We start from the raw sequence: 12,327 nt of genomic DNA on the forward strand, positions 1-12,327 counted from the left end.
GAGGAACAGTGTCTAATAAACCGATAAAAGATATGATTGAAACGATCGAGCACTTCGCTCAAACGCAACCAACATATCCTGTTTACAATGTTTTAGGTCAAGAACATACTTATGGTGATCTGAAGGCTGATTCGGATAGTTTGGCTGTAGCCATCGACCAACTAGGATTGCCTGAGAAATCTCCAGTCGTCGTTTTTGGTGGTCAGGAATATGAGATGTTGGCTACCTTTGTAGCGCTAACTAAGTCAGGTCATGCCTACATTCCAATTGATAGCCATTCGGCCTTGGAACGAGTTTCTGCTATCGTAGAAGTTGCAGAGCCAAGCTTGATTATTGCTATCTCAGATTTTCCATTAGAGCAAACTAGCACACCAATGCTGAATTTAGAGCAAGTCCATGAAGCTTTTGCTCAAGCTTCTAGCTACGAGATGACCCATCCAGTCAAGGGGGATGACAACTACTACATCATCTTTACTTCAGGTACGACTGGTAAGCCAAAGGGAGTGCAGATCTCCCATGATAATCTCCTCAGCTTTACCAACTGGATGATTACAGATAAGGAATTTGCGACGCCAAGTCGTCCGCAAATGCTGGCTCAACCCCCTTATTCTTTTGACCTATCTGTCATGTACTGGGCACCGACTTTGGCACTTGGTGGCACGCTTTTCGCTCTTCCTTCAGCCATTACTCAGGACTTCAAAAAACTCTTTGCGACCATCTTTTCACTGCCGATTGCTATCTGGACCTCAACACCGTCCTTTGCAGATATGGCCATGTTGTCAGAAGACTTTAACAGTGAGAAAATGCCAGGAATCACGCATTTCTACTTTGATGGTGAAGAATTGACGGTCAAAACAGCTCAAAAACTGCGTGAGCGTTTCCCAAATGCCTGTATTATCAATGCCTACGGTCCAACAGAAGCGACAGTAGCTTTGTCAGCAGTTGCTGTAACAGACGAGATGTTGAAGACTCTCAAACGCCTGCCAATTGGCTATACCAAGGCGGATTCTCCGACCTTTGTCATTGATGAGGAAGGTAAGAAAGTTCCAAATGGTGAACAGGGAGAAATTATCGTTTCTGGGCCAGCTGTTTCAAAAGGTTATATGAATAATCCTGAAAAAACGGCAGAAGCTTTCTTTGAGTTTGAAGGTCTGCCAGCCTACCACACAGGGGATGTAGGAACCATGACAGATGAGGGCTTGCTTCTCTATGGTGGACGAATGGATTTCCAGATTAAGTTTAATGGTTATCGTATTGAGCTTGAAGATGTCTCTCAAAACCTCAACAAGTCTCGCTTTATCGAGTCGGCTGTTGCTGTCCCACGTTATAACAAGGACCACAAGGTACAAAATCTACTGGCCTATGTCATCCTAAAAGATGGTGTCCGTCAGCAGTTTGAGCGTGATATCGATATTACCAAGGCTATCAAGGAAGACTTGGCAGATATCATGATGTCTTATATGATGCCATCGAAATTCCTTTATCGGGACAGCCTACCGCTGACTCCTAATGGTAAGATTGACATCAAAGGCTTGATCAATGAGGTAAACAGTAGATGATGGAGCTTTATAAACAGCTACCTCATTTGGAACCTTATGGTGATCTTCAGTACTTTTTATACGTAATTGCTGCGACTTTACCTATCTTTATTGGTCTTTTTTTCAAGAAACGTTTTGCCTTGTACGAGGTGCTCGTTAGTCTCTTCTTTATCGTCACCATGTTGGTCGGTGGAAAGACGAATCAAATAATCGCTCTTATCCTTTATGTTATCTGGCAAGTACTTCTTGTATCTTTCTACAAAAGGTACAGGAAACAACGGGATAGTAAATGGATATTTTACCTGGTTAGCTTTTTATCCCTATTGCCAATCGTCTTTGTGAAAGTATCTCCTGCTATTCATGGACCTCAATCTTTGTTTGGATTTTTAGGGATTTCTTACTTGACCTTTCGTGCAGTTGGGGTTATCGTTGAGTTGAGAGACGGTGTCATCAAGGAATTAACGATCTGGCAATTCTTACGTTTTCTTCTCTTTATGCCGACTTTCTCAAGTGGTCCCATTGATCGTTTTAAACGCTTCAATGAAAATTACGAGACCATTCCTGAGCGGGATGAGCTGATGGATATGCTAGAAGAGGCTGTCAAATATATCATGCTTGGCTTCCTCTACAAGTTTATCTTGGCTCACATTTTAGGAGAGACATTATTGCCTCCGCTGAAAAATTTGGCCTTGCAGACAGGTGGTTTCTTTAACCTCTACGCTTTAGCGGTCATGTACACCTTTGGTCTGGAGCTCTTCTTTGACTTTGCGGGCTACTCTATGTTTGCCTTAGCCATTTCAAACTTGATGGGGATTCATAGTCCTATCAACTTTAACAAGCCCTTTTTGTCAAGGGATTTAAAAGAGTTTTGGAATCGCTGGCATATGAGTCTGTCTTTCTGGTTCCGTGATTTTGTCTTTATGCGGATGGTCATGGTGTTGACCAGAAAGAAGGTCTTTAAAAATCGCAATGTGACCTCAAGTGTAGCCTATATTCTCAATATGCTGATTATGGGATTTTGGCATGGTGTGACCTGGTACTATATCGCCTACGGGCTTTTTCATGGGATTGGGCTAGTCATCAATGACGCTTGGGTTCGTAAGAAAAAAGCGCTCAATAAAGAACGGAAAAAAGCTGGAAAGGGTTCCTTACCTGAGAATCGCTGGATTCAGTTACTTGGCATGGTTGTCACCTTCCATGTCGTGATGGTTTCATTCTTAATCTTTTCTGGATTTTTGAATGATTTATGGTTTAAAAAATAAAAGGATGTAAAAAATGGATATCAAATCAGAAGTTATTGAAATTATTGATGAGTTGTTTATGGAAGATGTTTCTGACATGATGGATGAAGATCTTTTTGATGCCGGTGTCTTGGATAGCATGGGAACGGTTGAATTGATTGTGGAGATTGAAAACCGTTTTGACATTCGTGTTCCAGTGACGGAGTTCGGTCGTGATGACTGGAATACGGCTAATAAAATCGTAGAAGGCATTACGGAGTTGAAGAATGCTTAAACGCTTGTGGCTGATTTTCGGACCTATCTTCATTGCTGGATTATTGGTTCTTCTGCTCATCTTTTTTTATCCAAGTACAACAAGCCATAATCTGACGGAGGAGAAATACTCAGCGGCTTCTGTTAGTGCAGAGAGTTTTAAAGAGAGAAGCCAAAAAGTAAGGGCTCTTACGGATCCAAATATGCGTTTTATTCCTTTTCTAGGGTCTAGTGAATGGATTCGATTTGATAGTGTCCATCCAGCTGTTTTAGCGGAAAAATACCATCGTCCCTATCGTCCTTACTTTCTAGGTCAAGCAGGAGCAGCCTCTCTAAATCAATATTTTGGTCTACAGCAAATTTTGCCAGAAATAGAGAATAAGCAGGCTGTATTTGTGATTTCGCCTCAGTGGTTTACGGAGACAGATTATGAACCCGCAGCGTTTCAGAGATTTTTTAACAGTGACCAATTGACAGCTTTTTTGGGGAATCAATCTGGTGACATTGCTGCAAAGCATGCGGCTATTCGATTGTTAAAGCAGAATCCTAATGTTGCATTAAAAAGCATTGTTCAAAAACTGTCAAAGGGTGAAGAATTATCAGATGTTGATCAGGTTGCTATTGATATTTTTGCGCGATTCAACGAAAAACAATCCGCTCTCTTTGGACAATTCTCCATTCGAGGACAACTCAAGTACAAGGAACACGTGGAGAACTATTTAAAAGATCTTCCGGATCAATTTTCTTATGATGAGTTAGAAAAAATTGTTCGTAAGGACGCAGAAGCAAATACGACCAATAACGATATGGGGATGGAAAATCATTTCTATACGAGAGAGATTCAAAAGGATTTAAAAAAATGGGAAGGGTATCAAAAAAATTACAACTTCCTCAAGTCCTCTGAATATAATGATTTGCAGCTGGTCCTCAATCAATTTGCTAAGTCGAATGTCAATGTGCTCTTTGTCATTCAGCCGGTTAACAAGAAGTGGATGGAGTACACAGGACTCAGCGAAGAGATGTACCAGCATGCAGTGGAGAAAATTCGTTACCAGTTAGAAAGTCAGGGTTTTACCCATATTGCTGATTTTTCAAAAAATGGAGGGGACCCTTATTTTGTTAAGGACACCATTCATCTAGGATGGTTAGGTTGGCTGGCTTTTGATAAGGTTGTCAATCCTTTCTTGACGGATCCGAAACCAGCTCCAGACTACAAGATGAATGACCGCTTCTTTAGCAAGGACTGGGCGACCTATGATGGGAATATCAAAGATTTCCAATAAAAAGAGTTAAAAGTTTGGGATTTGAACCCAGACTTTTTTGTTTAAATGGCGAATATTTAAGATAAAAATAGGTCAAAAGTTTCAAAATTTTTAGAAATAGCGTATAATATAAAAGAGAAAAAGAAAAGAAAGGGATTTTAAAATGAACAAACGTTCTTTGTTACCTGTCTTATCGACAGCCCTGTTAGCTCCAGCCTTCTTAGCTGGACAAGTCTATGCTGAAGAAGCAACGACTCCTGCAGAAAGTTCAGCTGTTGTAGCGACTCCTGCTACGTCGGCGACTCCAGCTCCTGTTGAGAGCCCTGCGGTACCGGAAACTTCGGCGACTTCAGAAGCAGTTGCACCTGCAGAAGCTCCGACAGTTCCTGCTGAATCTCCTAAAAGCGAAGAAAAGGACACTGTTATCTTACACACCAATGATGTCCATGGTCGTATTGTAGAGGAAAAGGGAGTAATTGGTGATGCTAAGTTAGCGACTGTCATTGAGCAGGAACGCGCAAAATCAAATCAAACGACTCTCGTCGTAGATGCGGGAGACGCTTTCCAAGGTTTACCGATTTCCAACTCTACAAAGGGTGAAGCACGCGCCGAAATTCTTAATAAGATGCAGTATGATGCCATGGCAGTAGGAAATCATGAGTTTGACTTTGGTTTGGACGAAGCTAAGAAATACAAGGAAATCTTGAAATTCCCATTACTTAGCTCAAATACCTACGTCAATGGAGCTCGTCTTTTTGAAGCTTCTACAATCGTTGATAAAGATAAGACTGTGGAAGGTGATGAGTTTGTTGTAATCGGCGTGACAACACCCGAAACAGCAACCAAAACTCACCCTAAAAACATTAAAGGGGTAACTTTTACAGATCCAATCTCTGAGGTCAATAAGGTCATCGAAGAAGTTCAAGCCAAGGCGCGTGCAGAAGGTAAGGACTACAAACACTATGTTGTGCTGGCTCACTTGGGTGTGGATACCACAACCCCAGTCGAATGGCGTGGTTCAACCTTGGCAGAAGCCTTGTCTAAAAATCCTCGTTTGAAAGGGAAACGCGTAACAGTAATCGATGGTCACTCTCATACAGTAGAATCAACGACCTATGGAGATAATGTTACCTATAACCAGACGGGAAGCTACCTTCATAATGTAGGAAAAATCACCTACAAATCACGTCAGCTTTTGGGCAATCCAACTCAGATTCCGGCTGCTGATGCTAAAAAATTACCAGCTAATTCAACAGTTGAAAAACTAGTCAAAGACATTAAACAAAAATACGATGCTGAAAATGCTGTTGAAGTCGTTTCAAACAGCCCTGTAGAACTCAACGGAGATCGTGAAAATGTTCGGGTTCGTGAAACTAACCTCGGAAACGTCGTTGCGGACTCCCTCTATCAGTATGGTCAAACAGGATTTAGCCATCCGACAGACATCGCTGTGACAAATGGTGGTGGCTTGCGTGAAACTATTGCAAAAGGCAAACCGATCACTAAAGGAAATGTCATTGCCGTTCTTCCATTTGGAAATACCATCTCACAAATCCAAGTGACTGGGCAACAAGTTTTGGATATGTTTGAAAAGTCACTCGGTTCTATCTTGCAGGTCGATAAGGATGGCAAGAAGGTCTTGGATGAGAACGGACAACCATTGCTAGAACCAAGTGGTGGCTTCTTGCAAGTTTCAGGTGTGAAGGTCTACTATGATACCAACCTACCATCAGGTAAACGTGTCTTGGCCATCCAGGTCAAAAACCGCACAACTGGTCGTTATGATCTCCTAGACCTCGCAAAAACCTACTATCTTGCAACCAATGATTTCCTAGCTGCAGGTGGCGATGGCTACACGATGTTAGGTGGTGCGCGAGAAGAAGGTCCTTCTATGGATGCAGCCTTTGAAGAGTATCTGAAAACAGCTGATTTGACCCAGTATGAAAAGATCAATCCAAACTCACGGACGATTTCTGTGGATTCTACAACTTTTAGTCTGCCAGTAGAAACGCCTCAAACGAATGCGGCTACTAACGATGCGACTACAAATGTGCCATTGACTTATGAGGTGGCAGGTCAATTTAGCAAGAAAGCAGTTGTCTCAGAAAAAGCCCTCCCAAATACAGGAAGTGCACAGTCCATCTTCTTGCTCTTGATGGGAATGGTAGCTGGTTTGGCAGGTATCTTATCGAGCCGAAAACCAAAACAAAAATAGGTTAAATTTAATATCTAGAAGAGTCTAGGGGAACGTTTTTACGCCTTTTTCCCTTGACTCTTTTTTGGTTTATGATATAATTAACCAGTAAAGAATCGGTGGCTATCTCTATTTTTTACGAAAAAGATAGCTAGGGAAGGAGTAACACATGAGACAGCTTGCACAGGAAATCGACAATTTTTTAAACGAGGTGATCTTGAGATCTGAGAACCAGCATGAAATTCTGATCGGGCATTGCACGAGTGACGTTGCCTTGACCAATACTCAGGAACACATCCTCATGCTCTTGTCAAAAGAATCCCTAACCAACTCGGAGTTGGCCCGTCGCCTTAATGTCAGTCAGGCGGCAGTGACCAAGGCTATCAAGTCTTTGGTCAAAGAGGGCATGTTAAAGACATCCAGAGATCCAAAGGATGCGCGTGTGATCTTTTACCAACTGACAGAACTAGCTCGACCAGTAGCAGAGGAACACCACCATCATCATGAACACACGCTCTTAGCCTATGAACAAGTAGCAAGTCAGTTTACTCCAAATGAACAAGAAGTGATTCAGCGGTTTTTAACTGCTTTAGTAGGAGAAATCAAATAATGAGGTATATTACAGTAGAGGACTTGTCTTTCTATTATGACAAGGAACCTGTCCTCGAACATATCAACTATAGTGTTGATAGTGGGGAGTTTGTCACCCTGACTGGTGAAAATGGAGCTGCCAAGACGACGCTTATCAAGGCGAGCCTAGGCATCTTGCAGCCAAGATTTGGCAAGGTAACCATCTCAAAGACAAATACTCATGGGAAAAAACTTAGGATAGCCTATCTTCCCCAGCAGATAGCTAGTTTTAATGCTGGCTTTCCAAGTACGGTTTATGAATTTGTCAAGTCGGGTCGCTATCCGCGAAAGGGCTGGTTCCGTCGCTTGAATGCTCATGATGAGGAACATATCAAGGCCAGTCTAGACTCAGTTGGTATGTGGGAACACCGTGACAAACGAATTGGCTCCCTCTCGGGAGGCCAAAAGCAACGAGCAGTGATTGCCCGGATGTTTGCTTCTGACCCAGATATTTTTGTCTTGGATGAGCCGACGACAGGGATGGATGCTGGAAGCAAAAATGAATTTTACGAACTCATGCACCATAGTGCCCACCATCATGGCAAGGCTGTTTTGATGATTACCCATGACCCTGAGGAGGTCAAGGACTATGCGGATCGCAATATCCATCTGGTTCGTAACCAAGATTCGCCGTGGCGTTGTTTCAACGTTCACGAAAGCGACCAGGAGGTGGAACATGCTTAGTTTGTTATCCTATGACTTTATGCAGCGTGCCTTCTTGGCGGTCATTGCTATGAGTCTCTTTTCACCAGTTCTTGGGACCTTCCTTATCTTACGTCGTCAGAGTTTGATGAGTGATACTCTCAGTCACGTTTCCTTGTCAGGGGTTGCCTTTGGTCTGGTTTTGGGGATTTCTCCAACTATTTCGACCATTGTCATTGTCTTGATAGCTGCGGTCTTTCTGGAGTATCTCCGTACGGTTTACAAGAACTTTATGGAAATCGGGACTGCCATCCTCATGTCGACAGGGCTTGCAGTCTCCCTTATCGTGATGAGTAAGGGGAAAAGTTCGAGTTCCATGAGTCTGGATCAATACCTCTTTGGTTCGATTGTGACTATCAGTGAGGAGCAGGTCATTGCCCTCTTTGTCATTGCTGCAGTCGTTTTGCTCTTGACTTTCTTGTTCTTACGTCCTATGTACATCCTGACCTTCGATGAGGACACGGCTTTTGTAGATGGGCTACCTGTCCGCACTATGTCTATCCTCTTTAACATGGTGACAGGGGTGGCCATTGCCCTCATGATTCCAGCAGCAGGAGCCCTTTTGGTGTCAACCATTATGGTCTTGCCAGCTAGTATTGCCCTTCGTCTGGGGAAAAACTTCAAATCCGTTATGTTACTAGCCAGTGCGATTGGCTTTTTGGGAATGGTGGCAGGACTTTATATTTCCTACTATGCAGAAACCCCTGCTAGCGCTAGTATCACCATTATCTTTGTAGCTGTCTTTTTGTTAGTCAGTCTACTGAAACGTTTTATCAAATAGGAGAATCAAATGAAAAAAATTAGCTTACTACTGGCTAGTCTATGTGCCCTGTTTTTAGTGGCTTGTTCCAATCAAAAACAGGCAGATGGGAAGCTAAATATCGTGACAACCTTTTACCCTGTCTACGAATTTACCAAACAAGTCGCAGGAGATACTGCTAATGTAGAACTTCTAATCGGTGCTGGTACAGAACCCCATGAGTATGAACCGTCTGCCAAGGCAGTTGCCAAAATCCAAGACGCAGATACCTTTGTCTATGAAAATGAAAATATGGAAACTTGGGTTCCTAAATTGCTAGAGTCTTTGGATAAGAAAAAAGTGAAAACCATCAAGGCGACAGGTGATATGCTCCTCTTGCCAGGTGGTGAAGAAGAAGAGGAAGGGCATGATCATGGTGGTGAAGGTCACCATCACGACTACGATCCCCACGTTTGGCTTTCACCAGCACGCGCCATTAAACTAGTAGAACATATCCGTGACAGCTTGTCAGCAGATTATCCTGATAAAAAAGAGACTTTTGAGAAGAATGCGGCTGCCTATATCGAAAAATTGCAAGTCTTGGATAAGGCCTACACAGATGGTCTCTCTCAAGCCAAACAAAAGAGCTTTGTGACCCAGCACGCTGCCTTTAACTACCTTGCCTTGGACTACGGTCTCAAGCAAGTATCCATCTCAGGTCTCTCACCAGATGCAGAGCCATCAGCAGCACGTTTGGCAGAATTGACAGAGTATATCAAGAAAAACAAGATTTCTTATATCTACTTTGAAGAAAATGCCTCACAAGCCCTAGCTAATACACTCTCAAAAGAAACAGGTGTCAAACTAGACGTGCTCAATCCGCTAGAAAGTCTGACAGAAGAAGCAACCAAGGCTGGTGAGGACTATATCTCCGTGATGGAGAAAAACCTCAAGGCTTTGAAACAGACAACGGACCAAGAAGGACCAGAAATCGAGCCAGAGAAGGAAGAAAATACCAAGACAGTTCACAATGGTTACTTTGAGGATGCAGATGTCAAAGACCGTACCTTGAGTGACTATGTAGGCAACTGGCAGTCAGTTTATCCTTTCCTTGAGGATGGAACCTTTGATCAAGTCTTTGACTACAAGGCTAAGTTGACTGGTAAGATGACCAAGGAGGAGTATAAGGCCTACTATAGAAAAGGCTATCAGACAGATGTGACCAAAATCAACATCACGGATAACACTATGGAATTTGTTCAAGGTGGCCAAAGCAAGAAATTCACCTACAAGTATGTCGGCAAGAAAATCTTGACTTATAAGAAAGGCAATCGTGGCGTGCGCTTCCTCTTTGAAGCGACAGATGCGGATGCTGGACAGTTCAAGTATGTTCAGTTTAGTGACCACAATATCGCCCCAGTTAAAGCAGAACATTTCCATATCTTCTTTGGAGGTACCAGCCAAGAAGCCCTCTTTGAAGAGATGGATAACTGGCCAACCTACTACCCAGATAACCTATCTGGTCAAGAAATCGCCCAAGAAATGTTGGCGCATTGATGCAAGAGAGAATCCCGCAAATCTGCGGGATTTTTTGCTAGAAACGATTATCTGAGTAGGCTATGGGCGTTATAGTATCACAGATGTACTGTTCACAATGTGATAAAGAAGTCATTATCTATTGGCTGATTCTCACTAGCTGAAGAATGTAAAAGCTACGATTGTACAAATTATAGAATCTTTTCAGGGGATTTAGGAAGGGATCTTAGTCATCTTGACGTTGCTATCGCTTTTTGTTATAGTCAAGGAGAGAGCAGTCTGGAACAATAGTTTATTCACAGTCTGTGGATAAGTCTAGGGGGAAATGATATATAATCCAGGGCGATGAAGCATCCTAAGAATAGTTCCGTATATTAGTGACTTGCTAGAGAGCTATCAGAACCCTAGTACAGAGCTATTTGACAAAGGTCTGTTTAGGGTGAAAGCTTCCAAGTCTAAGAGCTGGATTCTGGAGAAACTAGTTTTTAGGAATATTTTCTTATCCACAATCTGTGGATAACTTTGTGAACAAGAGAAAGAGATGTGAGATGATGACGAAAATAAAACCGCATGGACCATTACCAAGTCAGGCCCAGCTAGCTTATTTAGAGGATGAACTAGCTGCCTTTATCCATTTTGGCCCCAATACCTTTTATGACCAAGAATGGGGAAGTGGGCAAGAGGATCCCAAGTGTTTTAACCCGACCAAGTTAGATGCGCGTGAATGGGTTCGGGTACTCAAAGAAACAGGTTTTAAAAAGCTGATTTTGGTGGTGAAGCACCACGATGGTTTTGTCCTCTATCCGTCAGCTTACACAGATTATTCGGTCAAGGCTAGCCCTTGGAGGGATGGAAAGGGGGACTTGCTCCTTGAGGTTTCCAAAGCTGCGACTGAGTTTGACATGGATTTGGGAGTGTATTTGTCTCCTTGGGATGCTCACAGTCCCCTCTATCACGTGGACCGAGAAGCGGACTACAATGCCTACTATCTGGCTCAGTTGAAGGAAATCTTGTCAAATTCCGCCTATGGGAATGCCGGGAAGTTCTCTGAGGTGTGGATGGATGGTGCTCGAGGCGAAGGGGCCCAGAAGGTCAACTATGAGTTTGAGACCTGGTTTGAAACCATTCGTGACTTGCAGGATGATTGTTTGATTTTCTCAACTGAGGGAACCAGTATTCGCTGGATTGGCAATGAACGAGGTTATGCAGGGGATCCCTTGTGGCAAAAAGTCAAACCCGACCAGTTGGGGACTGAGGCGGAAGTAGATTATCTACAGCATGGAGATCCCTCGGGGACGCTATTTTCAATCGGTGAGGCAGATGTTTCTCTTCGGCCGGGCTGGTTTTACCATGAGGATCAGGACCCCAAGTCTCTCGAGGAATTGGTCGAAATCTACTTTCACTCGGTGGGTCTGGGTACACCTCTCTTACTCAATATTCCGCCAAACCAAGAAGGACTCTTTGACGAAAAGGATATCCGGCGACTGTATGAATTTGCTGCCTACCGTGACACACTCTATAGGGAAGATTTAGCTCTGGGAGCCAAGGTATCTGGCCCTGCTCTATCACCAGACTTTGCTTGTCATCATCTGACAGATGGACTGGAGGCTAGTTCTTGGGCAAGTGATGCAGAGTTGCCAATCCAATTAGAGCTCGATTTAGGATCACCTAAAACTTTTGATGTGATTGAGTTAAGAGAAGATTTGAAGTTGGGGCAACGCATCGCTGCTTTTCATGTTCAGGTAGAGTTGAATGGTGTCTGGCAGGAGTTTGGATCTGGTTATACTGTTGGCTACAAACGTCTCTTACGAGGATCAGTCGTTGAGGCGCAGAAGATACGTGTGACCATTACAGAGGCACAGGCTTTGCCTTTGTTAACCAAGATTTCACTCTATAAAACACCCACCTTGTCGAAAAAAGAAGCTGTTCAGCAACTAGAGTTCTCAGAAAAAAGTCTAGCTGTGACCAAGGGAGAAAATGTCCACTTTACAGTGAAGCGCATAGAATCTAGCAGTCCTTTAGAAGCTAAGATTTCGATTCAACCAGGGACGGGTGTGCATGGTGTCGCCTATCGGGACGAGATTCAAGTCCTTGCGTTTCAAGTTGGCGAGACTGAAAAAAGGCTAACGCTACCAACCTTGTATTTTTCAGGAGATAAAAGCTTAGATTTTTATCTGAATTTGACGGTAGATGGGCAGCTGGTTGACCAGCTTCAGGTCCAGGTTTCATAAAA

Annotated in this window: 10 protein-coding genes; all 10 read left to right on the forward strand. The window is 43.2% G+C overall.

Features of this window, described 5'->3' with window-relative positions:
- Nucleotides 1–8 precede the first annotated feature (8 nt).
- The 10 genes from dltA to B7721_RS01705 all read left to right on the forward strand — a co-directional run bounded on the left by dltA (nucleotide 9) and on the right by B7721_RS01705 (nucleotide 12,325).
- Nucleotides 9–1,559, forward strand: a complete 1,551-nt coding sequence (gene dltA / locus B7721_RS01660) for a D-alanine--poly(phosphoribitol) ligase subunit DltA (protein WP_084877201.1) — start codon at nucleotides 9–11, stop codon at nucleotides 1,557–1,559.
- The gene (dltB, locus tag B7721_RS01665; RefSeq protein ID WP_000970388.1) at nucleotides 1,556–2,800 is read left to right on the forward strand and encodes a D-alanyl-lipoteichoic acid biosynthesis protein DltB; all 1,245 of its coding nucleotides are present in this window, start codon (nucleotides 1,556–1,558) and stop codon (nucleotides 2,798–2,800) included. Before dltA ends, dltB begins: the two co-directional genes overlap by 4 nt.
- Nucleotides 2,801–2,813: 13 nt before the next feature.
- Entirely contained in the window at nucleotides 2,814–3,053 is a 240-nt protein-coding gene (dltC, locus tag B7721_RS01670; protein WP_000351972.1) for a D-alanine--poly(phosphoribitol) ligase subunit DltC, read from the forward strand.
- Nucleotides 3,046–4,314 (forward strand): D-alanyl-lipoteichoic acid biosynthesis protein DltD, encoded by a 1,269-nt coding sequence (gene dltD / locus B7721_RS01675; RefSeq protein WP_084877203.1) that lies wholly within the window; start codon nucleotides 3,046–3,048, stop codon nucleotides 4,312–4,314. Before dltC ends, dltD begins: the two co-directional genes overlap by 8 nt.
- A gap of 142 nt (nucleotides 4,315–4,456) precedes the next feature.
- Nucleotides 4,457–6,508 (forward strand): cell surface ecto-5'-nucleotidase Nt5e, encoded by a 2,052-nt coding sequence (nt5e, locus tag B7721_RS01680; protein ID WP_084877205.1) that lies wholly within the window; start codon nucleotides 4,457–4,459, stop codon nucleotides 6,506–6,508.
- Between the two features lie 148 nt (nucleotides 6,509–6,656).
- Nucleotides 6,657–7,097: a zinc-dependent transcriptional regulator AdcR gene (gene adcR, locus B7721_RS01685; protein WP_084877206.1), complete on the forward strand. Its 441-nt coding sequence runs from the start codon at nucleotides 6,657–6,659 to the stop codon at nucleotides 7,095–7,097.
- On the forward strand, nucleotides 7,097–7,801 hold the full coding sequence (locus tag B7721_RS01690; protein ID WP_001269483.1) for a metal ABC transporter ATP-binding protein: 705 nt from the start codon (nucleotides 7,097–7,099) through the stop codon (nucleotides 7,799–7,801). The genes adcR and B7721_RS01690 overlap by 1 nt, the downstream gene beginning before the upstream one ends.
- The gene (locus B7721_RS01695) at nucleotides 7,794–8,600 is read left to right on the forward strand and encodes a metal ABC transporter permease (RefSeq protein WP_084877208.1); all 807 of its coding nucleotides are present in this window, start codon (nucleotides 7,794–7,796) and stop codon (nucleotides 8,598–8,600) included. The genes B7721_RS01690 and B7721_RS01695 overlap by 8 nt, the downstream gene beginning before the upstream one ends.
- A 9-nt stretch (nucleotides 8,601–8,609) precedes the next feature.
- Nucleotides 8,610–10,115, forward strand: coding sequence for a zinc ABC transporter substrate-binding lipoprotein AdcA (adcA, locus tag B7721_RS01700; RefSeq protein ID WP_084877210.1), 1,506 nt, complete (start codon nucleotides 8,610–8,612; stop codon nucleotides 10,113–10,115).
- A gap of 530 nt (nucleotides 10,116–10,645) precedes the next feature.
- On the forward strand, nucleotides 10,646–12,325 hold the full coding sequence (locus tag B7721_RS01705; protein ID WP_162283471.1) for an alpha-L-fucosidase: 1,680 nt from the start codon (nucleotides 10,646–10,648) through the stop codon (nucleotides 12,323–12,325).
- Nucleotides 12,326–12,327 lie beyond the last annotated feature (2 nt).

Origin of the sequence: Streptococcus oralis subsp. oralis (genome assembly GCF_002096445.1) — a bacterium.
Lineage (GTDB): Bacteria > Bacillota > Bacilli > Lactobacillales > Streptococcaceae > Streptococcus > Streptococcus oralis_N.

Bases quoted from the DNA above. Each gene is read 5' to 3' on its own strand.
- dltB (WP_000970388.1), top strand. From the start codon at position 1,556: ATGATGGAGCTTTATAAACAGCTACCTCATTTGGAACCTTATGGTGAT.
- B7721_RS01695 (WP_084877208.1), top strand. From the start codon at position 7,794: ATGCTTAGTTTGTTATCCTATGACTTTATGCAGCGTGCCTTCTTGGCG.
- B7721_RS01705 (WP_162283471.1), top strand. From the start codon at position 10,646: ATGACGAAAATAAAACCGCATGGACCATTACCAAGTCAGGCCCAGCTA.
- nt5e (WP_084877205.1), top strand. From the start codon at position 4,457: ATGAACAAACGTTCTTTGTTACCTGTCTTATCGACAGCCCTGTTAGCT.
- adcR (WP_084877206.1), top strand. From the start codon at position 6,657: ATGAGACAGCTTGCACAGGAAATCGACAATTTTTTAAACGAGGTGATC.
- dltC (WP_000351972.1), top strand. From the start codon at position 2,814: ATGGATATCAAATCAGAAGTTATTGAAATTATTGATGAGTTGTTTATG.
- adcA (WP_084877210.1), top strand. From the start codon at position 8,610: ATGAAAAAAATTAGCTTACTACTGGCTAGTCTATGTGCCCTGTTTTTA.
- dltD (WP_084877203.1), top strand. From the start codon at position 3,046: ATGCTTAAACGCTTGTGGCTGATTTTCGGACCTATCTTCATTGCTGGA.
- B7721_RS01690 (WP_001269483.1), top strand. From the start codon at position 7,097: ATGAGGTATATTACAGTAGAGGACTTGTCTTTCTATTATGACAAGGAA.